This window comes from Xanthomonas sp. F10 (assembly GCF_014206815.1).
Classification (GTDB): domain Bacteria; phylum Pseudomonadota; class Gammaproteobacteria; order Xanthomonadales; family Xanthomonadaceae; genus Xanthomonas_A; species Xanthomonas_A indica.
Window position 1 is genome coordinate 534,859 of the sequence record NZ_JACHNP010000001.1, and the last position, 17,362, is coordinate 552,220.

At 69.0% G+C, this 17,362-nt stretch carries 14 protein-coding genes; 10 read left to right on the top strand and 4 right to left on the bottom strand.

What is annotated here, in order from left to right:
- Positions 1 to 206: 206 nt before the first annotated feature.
- The 6 genes from FHR56_RS02380 to FHR56_RS02405 all read left to right on the top strand — a co-directional run bounded on the left by FHR56_RS02380 (position 207) and on the right by FHR56_RS02405 (position 3,800).
- Positions 207 to 752, top strand: a complete 546-nt coding sequence (locus tag FHR56_RS02380) for a PadR family transcriptional regulator (RefSeq protein ID WP_237473074.1) — start codon at positions 207 to 209, stop codon at positions 750 to 752.
- Positions 753 to 838: 86 nt separating this feature from the next.
- Positions 839 to 1,630 carry a siderophore-interacting protein gene (locus FHR56_RS02385; protein WP_160946187.1) on the top strand — a complete coding sequence of 264 codons (792 nt, stop codon included), beginning with the start codon at positions 839 to 841 and terminating at the stop codon, positions 1,628 to 1,630.
- Positions 1,631 to 1,797: 167 nt separating this feature from the next.
- Complete coding sequence (locus tag FHR56_RS02390; RefSeq protein ID WP_160946186.1) at positions 1,798 to 2,067, top strand: hypothetical protein; 270 nt, start codon at positions 1,798 to 1,800, stop codon at positions 2,065 to 2,067.
- Between the two features lie 9 nt (positions 2,068 to 2,076).
- Positions 2,077 to 3,060, top strand: a complete 984-nt coding sequence (locus tag FHR56_RS02395; RefSeq protein WP_160946185.1) for a radical SAM protein — start codon at positions 2,077 to 2,079, stop codon at positions 3,058 to 3,060.
- Positions 3,061 to 3,071: 11 nt separating this feature from the next.
- Positions 3,072 to 3,329: a hypothetical protein gene (locus tag FHR56_RS02400; RefSeq protein WP_160946184.1), complete on the top strand. Its 258-nt coding sequence runs from the start codon at positions 3,072 to 3,074 to the stop codon at positions 3,327 to 3,329.
- Between the two features lie 24 nt (positions 3,330 to 3,353).
- Entirely contained in the window at positions 3,354 to 3,800 is a 447-nt protein-coding gene (locus FHR56_RS02405) for a hypothetical protein (RefSeq protein ID WP_160946183.1), read from the top strand.
- Between the two features lie 257 nt (positions 3,801 to 4,057).
- Here the strand turns inward: FHR56_RS02405 and FHR56_RS02410 are convergent, their stop codons facing one another.
- A complete protein-coding gene (locus FHR56_RS02410) occupies positions 4,058 to 4,696 on the bottom strand; it encodes a YceI family protein (RefSeq protein WP_160946182.1) in 639 nt (212 codons plus the stop codon).
- Between the two features lie 83 nt (positions 4,697 to 4,779).
- The gene (locus FHR56_RS02415) at positions 4,780 to 5,370 is read right to left on the bottom strand and encodes a malonic semialdehyde reductase (protein ID WP_160946181.1); all 591 of its coding nucleotides are present in this window, start codon (positions 5,368 to 5,370) and stop codon (positions 4,780 to 4,782) included.
- 127 nt (positions 5,371 to 5,497) lie between these two features.
- Between FHR56_RS02415 and FHR56_RS02420 the strand changes: the two genes are divergently transcribed.
- Positions 5,498 to 6,469: a mitochondrial fission ELM1 family protein gene (locus FHR56_RS02420; RefSeq protein WP_160946180.1), complete on the top strand. Its 972-nt coding sequence runs from the start codon at positions 5,498 to 5,500 to the stop codon at positions 6,467 to 6,469.
- 73 nt (positions 6,470 to 6,542) lie between these two features.
- Here the strand turns inward: FHR56_RS02420 and FHR56_RS02425 are convergent, their stop codons facing one another.
- Complete coding sequence (locus FHR56_RS02425; RefSeq protein WP_184502399.1) at positions 6,543 to 8,417, bottom strand: S53 family peptidase; 1,875 nt, start codon at positions 8,415 to 8,417, stop codon at positions 6,543 to 6,545.
- A gap of 737 nt (positions 8,418 to 9,154) precedes the next feature.
- Between FHR56_RS02425 and FHR56_RS02430 the strand changes: the two genes are divergently transcribed.
- The 3 genes from FHR56_RS02430 (at position 9,155) to FHR56_RS02440 (ending at position 13,595) form a co-directional block, all read left to right on the top strand.
- Positions 9,155 to 11,455 (top strand): TonB-dependent receptor, encoded by a 2,301-nt coding sequence (locus tag FHR56_RS02430; RefSeq protein WP_160946179.1) that lies wholly within the window; start codon positions 9,155 to 9,157, stop codon positions 11,453 to 11,455.
- 80 nt (positions 11,456 to 11,535) lie between these two features.
- Complete coding sequence (locus FHR56_RS02435; protein ID WP_160946326.1) at positions 11,536 to 12,609, top strand: glycerophosphodiester phosphodiesterase; 1,074 nt, start codon at positions 11,536 to 11,538, stop codon at positions 12,607 to 12,609.
- 428 nt (positions 12,610 to 13,037) lie between these two features.
- Entirely contained in the window at positions 13,038 to 13,595 is a 558-nt protein-coding gene (locus tag FHR56_RS02440; protein WP_160946178.1) for a queuosine precursor transporter, read from the top strand.
- Positions 13,596 to 14,016: 421 nt separating this feature from the next.
- Here FHR56_RS02440 and glnE read toward each other — a convergent pair whose 3' ends face one another.
- Positions 14,017 to 16,857, bottom strand: a complete 2,841-nt coding sequence (gene glnE, locus FHR56_RS02445) for a bifunctional [glutamate--ammonia ligase]-adenylyl-L-tyrosine phosphorylase/[glutamate--ammonia-ligase] adenylyltransferase (protein ID WP_160946177.1) — start codon at positions 16,855 to 16,857, stop codon at positions 14,017 to 14,019.
- Between the last annotated feature and the right edge of the window lie 505 nt (positions 16,858 to 17,362).

The window sequence follows — 17,362 nt, forward strand, 5'->3', positions numbered from 1 at the left end:
CCCACAAGGGCCACCGCTGGCCGGGGCAACCTGGGCAGCTCCCCCCGCAGAGATCCCACGCACACCGAACGCACGCACACGACGCAAACGCGCCCTGCCATCTTGGCTGAACCGATCCCACAGCGCTCCAATGGCCCGCCCTCCCAGGCGCTTGCCGACCATCCAACTTCGATATATCGTTTCCGCATCAGATTCGACATATCGAAATGCCACGACCCCACACCCCCGGCCCGCACCCCGCGCACCGCCTGTTCGAAGACGACCGGCCCGGCCGCAGCCGTGGCGCACGCGGCCCCCGCCCGCTCGGCCACGGCGACCTGCGGCTGTTGCTGCTAGCGATGATCGAGACCCAGCCGCGCCACGGCTACGAGCTGATCCGCGCGGTCGCCGAACTGTTCCATGGCCTGTACACGCCCAGCGCCGGCACGGTCTACCCGACCCTGGCGCAGTTGGAGGCGCAGGGCCTGGTGCAGGCCGATGCCGACGCCACGCGCAAGCGCTATGCGATCACCGAGGCCGGCCAGGCCTTCGTGCGGGCCGAGCGCACGCAGGTGGACGCGGCGCTGCAGCGCACCCAGCACAGCGCGCGTGCGCTGGTGCGCGCCAACGTGCCGGCGCCGGTGCGCGAGGCGATGCGCCGCATCAAGCATGGCCTGTTGGCGCGGCACGGGCGCTGGGACCCGGACGAGATCGAGCGCGTCGCCGCGTTGTTGCATGCCGCTGCCGACGGCATGGATGGCACGCCACCCTGATTCCCCTTCCAGCCAGCACGCGGACATCAGCGCTTTCGGCGTCCGCGTCGCCCGCCAACCCTCTCCCCCACTTTTCGAGGATTCCCATGGCGACTCACGAACACCGCCTGCTGCGCCACCCGCTGCGCCTGCGCCATCTCCAGGTGCTGCGCACGCAACCGCTGACCCCGCACATGCGCCGCATCGTCGTCGGCGGCCCCGAGCTGGATGGCTTCGTCAGCGCCGGGCCGGACGACCACGTCAAGCTGTTCTTCCCCAATCCCGAAGGCGCGTTCGTGCTGCCGACGATGACCGAGCACGGCCCGGTGTATCCGGCCGACGCGCTGCCCTCGCCCGCCCGCGACTACACCCCACGCCACTACGATGCCGACGCGCAGGAACTGACCCTGGACTTCGTGCTGCACGGCGACGGTCCGGCCTGCCGCTGGGCGGCGCAGGCCGACCCCGGCGATGCGCTGGTGGTCGGCGGACCGCGCGGCTCGTTCGTGGCCGCCGACGATTTCGACGCCTACGTGCTGATCGGCGACGAGACCGCACTGCCGGCGATCGGCCGTTGGCTGGAGACCCTGCCGGCCGACGCGGAGGTGGACGCACTGATCGAGATCCCCGGCTACGCCGACCGGCAGACGCTGGACTGCGACGCCGAGCTGCGCGTCACCTGGCTGGAGCGCAATGGCGTGGATCCACGCGGCAGCCAGTTGCTGGAAGGCGCGCTGCGCGACTTCGACCCGCCCGATGGCGATGCGTTCTACTGGATCGCCTGCGAATCGGCCCGCGCGCGGATGATGCGCAAGTTCGTCGAAGGCCACTTGGGCGTGCCAAAGGAGTGGATTCGCGCGACGGGGTATTGGAAGGCGGGCGGGGACCAGGACGAGTAGCACGCCGACATGCCGCCAGCCGGCGAAGTGCAATTGCAGGTGGGGCGGGCAGCACTCATCCGTGCTGTAGACACGCCAAGAAATTGCGAACTAAATCACAATATTTCAGCGACCTGCATTTTACAAAGCCGCCTACCCATCGACGGATCTCGAGAGGCGGCTTGCACATGGACAAGGCATTTCACGCGATCGATCCCCGCGGCATCACGCTGAACCCGGACGGATCGATCAACTTCGCCAACCATCGACTGCGCGCCGCGGCGATCGCTTCAGCGACGGCAGGGGCGATTCGCCCCATGAGCGAAAATGCCGGAACGTGCACCAACTCCGGCACCTGCTCCTCCACGAATTACACCTGCAACAACACAGGTGACTGTTCCAAAGCGTCCAATGTGGGCTCTTGTCGAGCCGGTGGACAGCCCTCGCCGAACGGTTGAGGCAGACCGATGCTGAGCGAAGCCACCATCGCCGAGGCGCTTTCTCCGCGCATCCTGTCTCTCATCCTTTTGCCGACCGAAAAATGCAATTTCCGCTGCACCTATTGCTACGAAGACTTTGCGATAGGACGCATGCAACCTAGCGTGGTCAGCGGCATCAAGGCATTGATCGCCAATCGCGCGCCCCACCTGGATCGACTCAATATCTCCTGGTTCGGCGGGGAACCCCTCCTGGCGCGCGATGTCGTCCTGGAGATCGGCCAACACGCCAATGCGGTCTGCGCGCAACACGACGTCGCCTTCAGCGCCGGCTTTACCACCAACGGCTATCTGCTGGAGCCCGCCCTGCTCCAACGCTTTACGGAACTCCAGCACCGCGAGTTCCAGATCACGCTGGACGGCGACGCAGAATGGCACGACAAGACGCGAGTCACCGCCAACAAAGGCGCGACGTTCGAGAAAATCTGGTCCAACCTCATTGCCTATCGCTCACTCGCGGGGCGCTTTTCCATCTCGCTGCGGCTGCATCTGCACCAGGACAACATTGAATCCGTGCGGCGCCTCTACGCAAGCCTGCATCGCGAGTTGCTCGACGATCCACGGTTCTCGGTGTACTTCCACAAAGTCTCGAACTTGAGCGCCGGCAGCACGATAGGGGAAAAGGTGCTGCCGCGAGACCGCTACCTGGACGCCATCGCCTATATCACCGCCGCTACCGATCTTCCCTCCAAGGACGCACGCCCGATTTCGGAAGAGCACCTGGATGGGTATATCTGCTATGCGGCAAAACCGAACTCGCTGATGATTCGCGCCAACGGGAAGATCGGCAAATGCACGGTCGCGCTCAACGATGATCGCAACGATCTCGGGCGCCTCCACGCTGACGGCACCATCGACATCGAAAACGACAAGCTGCGTCGTTGGATGAGCGGATTCTCCGATCTCTCCGAGCAAACGCTTGGTTGCCCGCTTTCCACCTTGGCAAGCACCTGAGACGCATCCCGATGCCCATCCGCATAGACCCAGACAAGATATCCCTAGGCAAGAATGCCGAAGTGCTGTTCGACGGCTCGAAAGCGTCCACCGCTGCTGCAGTGGAAGCATTGGCAACGCGGCGCTTCGGCACACGCGCCACCAACGAAGTCTGCAATGGCACCAACCCGGCCTGCACGAATACGAAAGACTGCTCGTTAGGGAGCAACACCAACTGCACCAACAAAGGTTCCTGCATCACCCCCACCCCAGGCCCAGGCCAGGGCTGACGTGCAACCACCAGGTGGATCGCCATGACAACGCATACGAACGATAGCCGCCGCAACTTCCTCTTCGGTACCGCTGCGACTGCAATTGCCGCGATGATTCCCGCCGCCGCGACATCTGCCGCGGCAACCGGTGCCAGCGCTCCACAGACCGCGCCCCCCGTCGGCCGCGCCCTCCCCGAGACGCAGACCTTCGCGGTGCAAGTCCTGGGCGACCTGCGCCAGCCATCGACCGACCTGCAACTGATCCCGGGTCAGCTCTCCGAACCGCTGGCGCTCAAGGGCAACGGCACCTACCGGGTGAAGATCAGCCCCACCGACATCACCACGCGTTTCGGGCCGATCTACCGGCTGACCCTGGCCGATGCGCAGGGAACGCCCCTGGAGGAAATGAACATCGGCAGCGACACCACCGCCACCTTCAGCCGTTATGGCGTGCAGGTCTACGCGCTGTCGATCGAACAGGCGATGTAGGAGCATGTCAGATACGTGCTTTGCCGGGGCTCAGCGCGACCTGCCGTTGTGCTGTCGTAGGGGCGGCTTCAGCCGCGACAGGCACGTAGGCCCCACGCGTCGCGGCTGAAGCCGCTCCTACCGTGCGCGTTTCGTCGCGATTGAAGCTCGCGACACACCGCGCGACCCCGAAAACACAAACGCCCGCCGAATGGCGGGCGTTTGCATTGCAGCGGACGGTAGCGCACGAAGCGCCACCGCCGCACGCGCAGGCCGGCTTACTTGGCCGCGTTCAAGGTCGCTTCGGTGGTGATGCGGATCTTCACCTCGTCGCTGACGTTGGGCACGTAGGCGCCCAGGCCGAAGTCGCTGCGCTTGATCGTGGTGGTGGCGTCGAAGCCCAGCGCCGGCACCTTCTTCATCGGGTGCGGACCGGCACCGTTGAGGGTCACCGCCAGCACCACCGGCTTGGTCGTGCCCTTGATGGTGAGGTCGCCGGCGACGGTCAGCTTGTTGGCGCCGGCCGAGGTCACCTTGGTGCTCTTGAAGGTGGCGGTCGGGAACTTGGCGGCGTCGAAGAAGTCGGCGCTCTTCAGGTGCTCGTCGAACTTGGCGGTGAAGCTGTTGAGGCCGGACAGCGGCAGGGTCACGTTGACGCTGGACTTGCTCACGTCCTGGGCGTTGTAGACCAGGGTGCCGTCGACGTCGCCGAAGTGCGCGGACGGGTTGGAGAAGCCGAAGTGGCTCCACTGCACCAGCACGTCGGTGTGTGCCGGGTCGAGGGTGTAGGTGCCGGACACGCCCTTGGCGGGGGCAGCGGCGGCGGCCGGCGCGGCGAAGGCGCTGGTGGCGGGCTGGGCGACGACGACGGCCAGGGCCATGGCGAGCGGGAGCAGCAGTTTGCGGGTCTTGGTCATGGTGGAACTCCTTGGAGGGGTGATGGGACGAAACTGCGGCAGGCGCGGGCCTGCGGTGGGACAGGGAAGCGAAACGCGCGCGCTCACTCGATGCGCGCGGCCTCGTCGAAACTCAGCCGCGGCAGGCGCGGGAACAGGCCGCTGGGGTCGCCGTAGCCGAGGTTGACCAGGAAGTTGGATTTGATCGCAGTGCCTGCGAAGAACGCGGCATCGACCTTGGCGTTGTCGAAGCCGGACATGGGACCGGCATCCAGGCCCAGCGCACGCGCGGCCAGGATCAGGTAGGCACCCTGCAGCGAGCCGTTGCGGAACGCGCCTTCGCTGCGGCCTTCGCGGGGGCCGTCGAACCAGCTCTTGGCGTCGGTGTGCGGGAACAGATACGGCAGCTTCTCGTGGAAGTCCTCGTCGTGGGCGACGATCACCGTGACCGGTGCGGCCAGGGTCTTGGCCAGGTTGCCCTCGGACAGCGCCGGCTTGAGCTTTTCCTTGGCCTGCGGCGAGGTCACGAAGACGAAGCGCGCCGGGCTGCCGTTGGCCGCGGTCGGGCCCCACTTCACCAGGTCGTACAGCGCGCGCAGGGTGTCTTCGCCGACCGGCTTGTCCAGGAACGCGTTCTGGGTGCGGGCGGTGCGGAACAATTGGTCGAGGGCAGCGTCGTGCAAGGCGTCGGACATGCGGGGAAGTTCCTTGATCGAGGGAAGCGCCAGGATGCCGGTGGGGCCGTCCCGATGCGAGGCGGCCAGTGTAGAGTGGCACGATTGCCGCAACACCCGGCCGCGATGCAACGGATTACTACCAAACGTGAAACGATCGGACGCGACCTGGGCGATTAGCGATGGCCGCGCCGGCAATGCCCGCCAGGCCGAGGCGCTGGCCGCCGCGTTGGCGCTTCCGACAACAACACCGATCCAGCCGCAGTTGCTGCAGCCGCACATGCCCTGGCGCTGGCTGGCGCCGCGCTGGCTGCCTGGCGCGCAGCATGCCTACGGCGCCGCCTTCGCCGATTCGCTGCGGCAGCCGCCACAACTTGCCGTGGGCTGCGGCCGCCAGGCGGCACTGGCGACGCGGCTGCTGCGCGCGCGCGGCAGCCAGGTGGTGCAGATCCTGGACCCGCGATTGGATCCGCGGCACTGGGACATGGTGGTGGTGCCGGAACACGACCGCCTGCGCGGCGCCAACGTGCTGACCCTGCTCGGCAGCCTGCATCCGATCGACGATGCCTGGCTGGCCGCCGGACGCGCGGCATTTCCTGCACTGGGCGCGCTGCCGTCGCCGCGCGTCGGTCTGTTGGTGGGTGGCCCGTCCGGGCTGGCGCCGTGGAGCGACGCGCAGGCGCAGGACGCCTTCGCCGACATCGCCGCGCAGCTGCGCGCGCACGGCGGCAGTATCCTCGCCAGCACCTCGCGGCGGACGCCGCCCGCGGTGGCCGCGGCCTTGCATCGCACGTTCGCCGAGGTGCCGGGCATGGTGTGGTGCGGCGCGGACGATGGCGCCAATCCCTATGCCGGCCTGCTCGGCTGGGCCCAGCGCCTGATCTGTACGCCGGATTCGGTGAATCTGCTGTCGGAAGCCTGCGCCACGCGCGTGCCGGTGCAGGTGCTGATGCCGGAGACGGCGCGTGGCCGCGCCCTGGATTTCCACCGCGCCCTGCAGGCACGCGGCCGGCTGCTCCCGGCGGAGGATGCCGGCGACGCGCACGCCGCCGACATCGCACCGCTGCGCGAAACCGCGCGGGTGGCCGCGCTGATCCGCGACCGCCTGGCACTGGCCTGATCGGCTGCCGCACCGGCGTCGCTGCCACGACTCCGGCACGGCAACCGGGCCCAACGCGTTACATCACGCTGCGTCAGGGGTTGCTCGGCGAGCGCGGCACGCCCGCCGGCGCCGCATCCAGCGCACCGATCAGCAGCCGCACCACCGGCGTCCCCAAGCCGACGGTGTAGTTGTACTTGCCCTTGATCGGCTGGTTGTTGTCGACCACGCCGTTGTAGCCGGGGATGCCGCGATGCAGCGCCTCCGGGCCATTGGCGGCCAGGCGGTACAGGTAGTCGTTGAGATTGCCCTGGCGGCCCTGCTTCTCCACCAGCAGCGCGACCGCGCTGGCGAACTCCGGCGCGGCGACGCTGGTGCCGATCACCGCCTCGATGCCGCCCTTGAAGTAGGTGGCCACCGAGCTATCGCCCTCCCGGCACGGCTGCGTGGCGGTCGTCGGGCAGCCGCCGACCAGCATGCCGATGTCCGGCAGCGTACGCATGGACGTGCGCGTCCCGCCGAGCGCACGCAACTGATAGGCCGGGCGCTGGAACAGGGTGCTGACGCCGCCGCCGGCGCCCCAGTAGCCGCCGGCCAGGTTGGCGCCGAAGCCGTAGTAGTCGGCAGTCTGCAGCGGATCGCCGTAGGCGCTTTCGCTCTTGTAGCCCGACTCCAGGCTGCCCTTCTTGTAGGCGGTGAGCAGGTTGCCGCCGCCGACCGCGGTCACGTGCGGGCTGGCCGCCGGATGCTCCACGCCGGCGACGAAGCGGCCGTCCTTGTGATCGACCGCGTACTGCGTGTCGGCGCAGTCCAGGCCGGCGTTGTCGCCGCTGGAGGCGACGAAGGTGATGCCTTGCGCGTTGCCCTGCTTGAACACCGCATCGTAGGGACGCAGCAGCGAAGTGAAATCCTTGCCGCCGTTGTAGGCCGCGGTGTAGTACAGCTCGCAGACGCCGAACGAGGAGCTGACCACGTCGGCCTGGTTGTCCTGCACGATCTGCCGGTAGCCGGCCAGCACGGAGGCGTCGCTCAGGTCCGGGATCACGTACAGCAGCACGTGCGCGCCGGGCGCGCCGCCAAGCGCCATCTCCACGTCGAGCGCGGCCTCGCCTGCCGCGGCGTCGTTGCCGTCCTGCAGGCCCGGCTTGGCGCCGGCCACGTAATGGCGCGCGTACAGGGCCGGATCGGTGTGATTGGCGGCGTAGCGGCTGAAGTTTTCGTGGTCGAACATCGCCTTGATGTCCGAATCCAGCACGTCGCTGCTGATCAGGATGGCGATGGTGCTGCCGGTGCCGTCGAGCCGGCGCTGCTGCCCGGCCGTACCGGTCGTGGCCTGGTAGGATGGATAGCCGTAGGCCTGCTTGAGGTCGTTGTACCAGTAGGTGGTGCCGCCGGCGCCGTAGCGGTTGGCGGGATTCTTGACGGCCGAGCGCTGCCAGTTGACGTGCATCGCCGGCGCGCCGCGGGTCAGGCCGGTGACCGTCGCCCCGGTGTCGCGCAGCGCGGCCGGCAGCTGCAACGGTGCGGCCGCGGCGAGGCGGGCCTGGCTGCCCTGCTGCACGTCGGCGGTCAGCGGCACCGCGAACAGCCGCTCGACGTTGTCCGCGCTCGCACTGACATGCAAGGTGGCGCCCTGCTCGACGACGTTCATGTGCGCGGCCTGCAACGCGGCGCGCACCTGCGCGATCTGCGCCGGTGTCGGCGCGAAGCGGCTCTGGAATTCGGCCGGCGTCAGCCAGTGGTGATACTTCGGCGAGAGCGGATCCTGGATGTCGGCCAGCAGCGCGTCCAGCCCGGCCTGGTCGCGCACCGGCAGGTGCACGTCGAAAGTGACCGGCGCGGCGCGCAGCGTGGCGGTCATCGCCGCGATGGAGGCGTCGGGCGCGGCGCTGGCGGTGCCGAGCGCGCACAGCAGGGAAGCGGACAACACGGCAGCCAGCAAGGGCCGACGGCGGATGCGATCAAGCATGGGCGTCTCTCCGGGGGTAGAGCGAGTGGACGAGGCCGTGGCGACCTCGCGGTGGGAAATCGGTTGCCCCCCTCCCCTCGGGAGAGGGATTGGGGTGAGGGTGCGGCGCACGAAGTGCACGCGTGATCCGTTGCTGCGAGGCTGCGCTCGTACCCTCATCCGCCCCTTCGGGGCACCTTCTCCCGGGGGGAGAAGGGAAGCGCTAGGCCCCTCTCCTGCCGGGATAGGGGTTGGGGTGAGGGTGCGGGAGTGCGCAACACGTTCGTCGACATGCAACTGCAAGGGCCCGACACAGCACGCAAACGACGCTCCAATCGACGCGAATGCGCTGCGCTTCCTGCTCATGTCTGCACGCATCGGCACGTCGTCGTGGCTTGGGCGAGCGGTGATGATTGAAGAGGAATGCACCACAAAACTTTGACGGCCGACTCCGTTTTCGACTTTGGAAACAGCGGTTTTCGCGCGGTTTTCGACACATCCGCTTACATGTGTTCAGCGCCCGCCATGCGTGGCAAATGACGACACTCTGTATCGCATTGATGTCGATGCACGCGGTGCGGCGCCGCGTCTTCCGCCATGGCACACAATGGCCAGTCCCCCGCCATGACGCGTCCCGCAGCCGCGACGCGAACGTCATGCCCGCAGGACCATTGCATGACAAACGCAACATCGGTGACGCCAACCTGCAACGTCGCTGTCGCATCGTGTGCGCACTTCCTTTACGAATCCCCTTGCGCATGCCTCTCCAGTCCCTGCTGAGCACGGCGATCCTCGCCGCCCTGTTGTCGCCCTTCGCCGCCACTGCCGAGGAGCCCGCCGCCGCCGAGGCCACCGCGTCCGACGTGCAGCAACTCGATGCGGTGTCGGTGATCGGCCAGGGCGAGACCCGCCAGGTGCAGCGCATCACCCCCCAGGACGTGGCGGTGCTGCCGCCGGGCACCAGCATCCAGAAGCTGCTCAACCGCATCCCCGGCGTCAACGTGCAGTCCAACGACGCCTTCGGCGCCAACGAGGAATCGCAGACCATCAGCCTGCGCGGCTTCAACGGCGTGCGCCTGGGCTACACCCTCGACGGCCTGCCGCTGGGCGACAACGCCTACGGCAACTACAACGGCCTGAACATCAGCCGCGCGCTGATCGCCGAGAACTTCGGCGGCGTGGAGCTGGCCTCGGGCATCGGCAGCCTGGGCACCGCCTCCACCAGTAACCTCGGCGGCACGGTGCAGTACTACTCGGACGATCCGTCCACCGAGGTCGGCGTGCGCCTGGCGCAGACCGTCGGTTCGGACAACAACCGCCGCACCTATCTGCGCCTGGACACCGGCGAGCACAACGGCTTCTCCGCCTACCTGTCCGGCATCTACGCCGACGCCGACATGTGGGCCAAGCCGGAATCGCCGACCCACACCGCGCAGTTCAACGGCAAGGGCGTGTACCAGTTCGAGGGCGGCAAGATCACCGCCTTCGTCGACACCTCGCGCACCTCGCAGGCCGACTACGCCTACCTGTCCAAGAACGGCCTGCACCGCGGCCTGGGCTGGGACTGGAACCTGTATGCGCCGGACTGGCAGCGCGCGCTGGCCGCGGCCTACTGCGCGCCGGCCACGCGCGACCCCAGCCGTTGCGGCTACAGCGGCGGCGTGGACAACATCGACGACGCGTACTACCAGAGCCGCGCGCTGCGCAACGACGACCTGTATTACCTGGCCGGCGACTTCCAGCCGTCCGATGCGGTGAGCGTGCACACCCAGGTCTACCACCACGAGAACGAAGGCCAGGGCCACTGGTGGTCGCCGGGCCAGCCGTCCTACCCCGGCACGCCGCAGGCGCTGCCGATCTCGATCCGCAGCACCAACTACACCATCAACCGCACCGGCGGCATCGCCTCGCTGGGTTGGGACATCGGCCCGCACCACCTCGAAGCCGGCGTGTGGTACGAGCGCAACAAGCATCACGTGGAGCGCAACTTCTACTGGATCGACGGCCCGATCGACGACGACCTCTTCCTGAGCAACCCGAACCGCCGGCTGTTCTCGCAGGACTACGTCATCACCACCAAGCAGGCTTACGTGCAGGGCACGTTCAAGCTGCTCGACGATCGCCTGACCCTGGACATCGGCGCCAAGAGCCCGCACACCACGATGACCGCGCGCGAGACCCCGGGGATCGCGGTGGAAGCGCCGGTGGCCAATGGCGAACTCAAGGCCAGCAAGGCGCTGCTGCCGCAGGCCGGCGTGCGCTACCGCCTGGCCGAGGGCCAGGAAGTGTTCGCCTCCTACGCCGAGAACATCGCCGCGTTCCAGGGCGGCGGCGCCGGCGGCCCGCTGCTGGTGACCCAGGCCTCGTTCGACGCCAGCGTCGGCGCGCTGCAGCCGGAGAAGTCCAAGACCTTCGAAGCCGGCTACCGCCTGGTGCGCGACCAGTTCGAGGCCTCGCTGGTCGGCTACGACGTCACCTTCGACAACCGCCTGCTCTCGCTCAATCCGTGCCCGAGCATCCAGCAGGGCACCAGCCCGGCGTGTACGACGCGCTTCTTCAACGTCGGCTCGGTGAGCAGCCGCGGCGGCGAGCTGACCTTCATCTGGAAGCCGAACGCGCACCTGCAGTGGTACAACTCGGCCTCGATCAACCGCTCCACCTACGACGACAACTACGTGCAGAACGGCGTGGTCATCCCCACCGCCGGCAAGTACACCGTGGACACGCCCAAGCGCATGTTCGCCAGCGAACTCAGCTGGACCTGGAACGGCTGGAACGCCAACCTGCGCGGCAAGTACACCGGCCAGCGCTATTACACCTACACCAACGACCAGGGCTTCGGCGGCTACACCTCCTTCGATGCCGGCGCCGGCTACGACTTCGGTGCGGTGTCGTTCCTGCAGGACCTGAAGCTGTCGTTGAACGTCACCAACCTCACCGACAAGCGCTACGCCTCCAACCTCACCGCCTTCAGCAACAGCGATCCGAACGGCCGCTCGCTGGCCTTCCACGCCAGCGCGCCGCGGCAGGCGTTCCTGACCCTGGACGCGCGCTTCTGAGCGCGTCCATCCTGTCCGCCCGCCCCCGAACCGGAACGCATGCGATGATCCGATCCACCTCCTGGTTGTTGGGATGCGCGATGGCCGTGTTGGCGACCACCGCGGCGGCCGCGCCGGCCGCCGCACCGGGCGAAAGCAAGCCGCTGGTGATCGGCCACCGCGGCGCCAGTGCGCTGCGCCCCGAGCACACCCTGGCCTCCTACGCCAAGGCCATCGCCGACGGTGCCGACTTCATCGAGCCGGACCTGGTCTCGACCAAGGATGGCGTACTGGTGGCGCGCCACGAGAACGAGATCGGCGGCACCACCGACGTGGCCGCACACCCGGAGTTCGCCGCGCGCAAGACCGTCAAGCAGATCGACGGGCAGCGCGTGGAAGGCTGGTTCACCGAAGACTTCACCCTGGCCGAGCTGAAGACCCTGCGCGCGCGCGAGCGCCTGCCGCAACTGCGCGGCACCGCCTTCGACGGGCAGTTCCAGGTGCCGACCCTGGACGAGATCATCGACTTCACCGCGGCCGAGTCGGCCACGCGCGGGCGCCCGATCGGGCTGATTCCCGAGATCAAGCACGGCACCTACTTCCGCGGACTCGGCCTGGCGATGGAAGACAAGCTGGTCGCCAGCCTCGATGCGCACGCCTACACGCGCAAGGCGCCGGTGGTGATCCAGTCGTTCGAAGTCGGCAACCTGGAATATCTGCACGGCAAGCTTGGCGCCACCCATCCGAACGTGCGCCTGGTGCAGTTGCTGGGCGATCCCAAGGAGCGCCCGGGCGACCAGTTGCGCGACGGCCCGACCTACGCGCAGATGGGCAGCGCGCAGGGCCTGCGCGCGATCGCCAAGTACGCGCAGCTGGTCAGCCCGAACCTGCGCGCGATCGTGCCGGTGACCGCCGACGGCACCCTGGCCGCGCCCACCTCCTTCGTCGCCGACGCGCATGCGGCCGGCCTGCAGGTGATTCCGTACACGTTCCGGCCCGAGAACTATTTCCTGCCCAAGCAGCTGCAGGACGCGCGCGGCCCGGCCGCGGTGAACGCCGCCAGCAGCATGAAGGAAATGCGCGCGCTGCTCGATGCCGGCATCGATGGTTTCTTTACCGACGACCCGGCGGTGGGCCGTGCCGCGGTGGATGGGACACCGCCGCCGGTGCGATGAGGCCGGGAATGGAGATTGGGGAATGGGGAATCGCAAAAGCGGTTCCCAGCGCGGAGTTCAACCTGTAGGAGCGGCTTCAGCCGCGACGCGTGGAGCTTGGGGACACGCCGTGCAAAGCGGAGGCATCGTCGGGTCGGGACTGAAGTCCCTCCCACAGTGCAGCTTCCGACAGGGCCGCTGCCGCAAGAGTTGGAGCGGCTTCAGCCGCAAGGAAGCCGGGATTGGGGATTAGGGAATCGGGATTCGCAACAGCGGTTCCCATCGCAGGATTCCTCTTCGTAGGAGCGGCTTCAGCCGCGACGCTTTTGCGGGGAACGCCGCGTCGCGGCTGAAGCCGCTCCTACGAAGAGCGTGTCCGCGCTCCGCCATTGGCCATGGCGCGACCGGGCCGCGATAATGCGCGCCCGCCGCCCCTGCCCATAATCGCCGTGCCTTCCGTCGTCGCCCCCTCACCCACCTTTGCCGCGCTGACCCCGCGCGCGCTGCTGCTGTCCGTGCTGGCGATGGGCGCGGTGGTGCTGCTGTCGAACGTGCTGGTGCAGTTCCCGATCAACGACTGGCTGACCTGGGGCGCCTTCAGCTACCCGGTCGCGTTCCTGGTCAGCAACCTGATCAATCGCCGCTTCGGCCCGCGCGCGGCGCGGCGGGTGGCTTGGTGCGGCTTCGCGCTGGCGGTGCTGCTGTCGATCTGGATCGCCACCCCGCGCATCGCCGCGGCCTCGTGCCTGGCCTTCATCGCTGCACAGCTGCTGGACATCACCGTGTTCGACCGGCTGCGCCGCGGGCGCTGGTGGCGCGCGCCGATCGTCGCCACCACCTGCAGCGCGACCCTGGACACCACGATCTTCTGGTCGATCGCCTTCGCCGGCTCGACGCTACCCTGGCTGAGCTGGGCCGCCGGCGACCTGGCGGTGAAGCTGGGCATCGGCGTGTGCCTGCTGGCGCCGTTCCGCGCACTGCTGTGGCGGATGGCGCCGACACGGTAGCTGGTTGCCTCATCGCCACATGCAGCACTCTCCTGCTCCTGCGCGTCGCGGCTGAAGCCGCTCCTACAACAGCAGCGTCGGCACTGTCGGGCACTGCAGTGTGGGAGGGACTTCAGTCCCGACCCGACAATGCATCCGCTTCGCACGGCGTGTCCCCGACCTCTGCGCGTCGCGGCTGAAGCCGCTCCTACAGTGGCAGCGTCGGCAATGCCGGGCACTGCACTGCAGTGTGGGAGGGACTTCAGTCCCGACGCGCGATGTCGAACGCGATCCCGTGCGCGGCGCCGGTCGCAACGCATGCCCCGTGCGGTGCAGGGCGGCGTCTCCACTTCCTGTCGCGATCCCGGCCATGGATCCCCGGACATGCCATGCACTGCACAGCATCGACAGCACGCTCGCGACCCAGTGCTCCCGCCGCGCGTCAGTGCACCGCCTCATCGCCTGCACGCCCTTCCACGAACACCAGGCCCAGCGCGGCCGCGGCGGCACGAATCGCCGCACGCGCCGCGGCGATCTCGGCCGTCGGCGCGGTCAGGCGCGGACGCCGGTCCAGCGTGCAGGCCAGGCCGGCCTCCACCAGCGTGGCATGGGCGGCATGCAGGCCCGCCGCGATGGAGGGCGCCAGCCAGCCGCTGTGCGCCAGCGCATCGAGCAGCGCCGCAGTGTCGCGCGGCACCAGCAGCGCCGGCTGCTGCGCGGCGCCGAGCAGGACGCCGGCCTGCACCAGGAATTCCAGGTCGACCAAGCCGCCGGCGCCCTGCTTGAGGTCGAAGCGCGCGGCATCGCTACGGTCCAGTTCGGCACGCATGCGCGCGCGCATCTTGCGCACTTCCTCACGCAGGGACGCGGCCTCGCGCGGACGCGCCAGGGTCTGCGCACGCACCTGCTCGAACTGCTGCAGCAGCGGCGCGTCGCCGGCCACGCCGCGCGCACGCACCAGGGCCTGGTGCTCCCAGGTCCAGGCGCGCTCGCGCTGGTACTCGCGGTAGCTGGCCAGCGAGGACACCAGCGCGCCCTTGCCGCCGTCCGGGCGCAGACGCACGTCGATGTCGTACAGGCGGCCGCCACCGGTGACCGCGCCAAGCAGGGCGATCACCTTCTGCGCCAGCCGCGCGAACCAGCGCCCGCTCTCCAGCGGCCGCGGCCCGGCCGAGGCCTCCACGCCGGGCGGATGGTCGTACAGGAACACCAGGTCCAGGTCCGACCCGATGCCCAGTTCCATGCCGCCGAGGCTGCCGTAGCCGATGATGGCGAAACTGCCGCCGGGCACCTCGCCATGCGCCGCGACCAGATCGGCACGCGCCAGACGCAGCACGGTCCGCACCACCGCCTCGGCCAGTTGCGCGAGTTGGCGGGCGCTGTCGAGCGCGGGCTGGCGGCGGTCCAGCGTCGCCAGGGCGATACGGAAACTCAGCGCCTGGCGCGCTTCGTTGAGGCCGCGCAAGGCCGCTTCCGGATCGTCGCCAGCGGCGGCGACCGCGGCCTCGCACAGCCGCTGCGTCGCCGCCTGGTCCGGCATCGGGCCGTCGACGCGGCTGTCGAGCAGTTCGTCCAGCAGCAGCGGGTGCGCGGCCAGCCGTTCGGACAGGAACGCGCTGCGCGCGAGCACGTCGACCAGCCGCGCCAACGCGCTGGGCTGTTCGTCGAGCAGGGCCAGATAGCTGGCCCGGCGCAGGATCGCCTGCAGCAGGCCGAGCACGCGGTGCAACGCGGCATCGGCCTGCGCCGAGCGCGCCGCGGCATGCAGGAGCGCCGGCAGCACCCGGTCCAGGCGCGCGCGCGCGGCATCGGACAGGCTGCGCACGCCCAGCGACTGCACGAAGCCGCGCAAGGCCTGGTCGGCGCCCTCGGCGTCGGCGAAGCCGGCGGCGCGCAACACCTGCGCCTGGCCGGCGTCGGGCAGGCCGCGCCAGTAGTCGGCCAGCGCATCGGGCGCCAGCGCGCGCTCGCGTGGCGCCAGCAGTTCGGCGAATTCGGCGGCGACGCGGTCGCGCTGTACCTGCAGCGCCGCGTGCAGTGCGGCCCAGTCGGCATAGCCGAGGCCGAAGGCGATGCGCGCGCGATCCAGCGGATCCTGCGGCAGCGCATGGGTCTGCGCATCGCGCAGCATCTGCAGACGGTTTTCCACCTGGCGCAGGAAGCGGTAGGCCTGCGCCAGCGCCGCGCCGTCCTCGGCGGCAACCTGGCCGGCAGCGACCAGCGCGCGCAGCGCCGGCAACAGGCGGCGCTCGCGCAAGGCGGCTTCGCGGCCACCACGAATCAACTGCAGCGACTGCACCAGGAACTCGATCTCGCGGATGCCGCCGGCGCCACGCTTGATGTCGTCCAGGCGGTCGTGGCGCGCGACTTCGGCGGTGATCGCCGCCTTCATCTCGCGCAGGCCGTCCAGCGCGGTGTAGTCGAGATAGCGCCGGTACACGAACGGGCGCAGCGCCTGCAGCCACGCCTCGCCGGCGGCGATGTCGCCGGCCACCGCGCGCGCCTTGAGCCAGGCGTAGCGTTCCCAGTCGCGGCCTTCGCGCTGGAAGTACTGGTCCATGCCGGCGAACGACAGCGCCACCCGGCCCGCGGTGCCGAACGGGCGCAGGCGCAAATCCACGCGGTGCACGAAGCCATCGGCGGTGGTTTCGTCGAGCAGCCGCGCCAGGCGCTGGCCGAGCCGCGCGAAGTATTCCTCGGCGGCCAGCGCCCGCGCGCCGTCGGACTCGCCGCCCTGCGGATAGGCGTAGACCAGGTCCACGTCGGAGGAGAAATTCAGTTCGCCGCCGCCGAGCTTGCCCAGGCCGAACACCACCAGCCGCTGCACGCTGCCGTCGGCGGCACGCACCACGCCATGGCGCGCAGCGAACTCGACTTCCAGCGCCTGCAGCGCCAGGGCCAGGCAGTCCTCGGCCAACTGCGTGCTGCCGGCCAGGGTCGCATCGACCTCGTCCAGGCCCAGCACGTCGCGCCACACCAGGCGCGCCGAGGCGGCGGCGCGGTAGCGGCGCAACTGCGCCGGCCACGCCGCCGGTTGCGCCGGATCCAGTTGCGGCAGCGGCAGCGGTGGCGGGTCCGGCTGCGCCAGGTGCGCGAGCAAGGCCGGCTGCCGGCACAGCGTGTCGAGCAGGAAATCGCTGGCCAGCAACGCGCGCGCCAGCGCGGCCTCGAAACCAGGGGAAGACGGCCATGGCTGCGCGGCCACGGCCTGGCGCAAACGCGTCAGGCTGCGCTCGAGCGTGGGCTGCAGGGCATCGGGAACGGCGGCGGTAGCGTTGGACATCGGGCGATTCTGGCATCCCGGGCGTTCAGGCACATCCAACAGCGCATGCTTTTCGCGGTTCGTCAGAAGCGCCGTTGCGTTGCAGGAGCGGCTTCAGCCGCGACGGGCATTCCCGGGAACGCCCGTCGCGGCTGAAGCCGCTTCTACGGGGTGCTCCTGCCTTTCGCCATGCAAACGCTCGGCCTCGCTCACCATTGCAACTGCGATCCGGCAAAAGCCACACATCGCCATCTGCGCACACGCAGACCCACGCGCCAGGCGCGTCTGCGGGCAATGTCCGCCGCGTGCGGGCCGCGCGCAGTTGAGACGTCGCAAACACCACGCCGCATGCGCTACGCATCGCTGCACATCGCCGCAATACGCCGCGTTTCACATCACGTTCGCCGGGTTTCGTGGAAGCTGCCGGCCGGCCGAATCGGGCGATGGTGTATCATGTGCCCCTCGACGGAGCCCCCGCGCCATGACGCGCCGCCCGCTCCGTCTCTTCGATCCCGCGGCGTCGTGG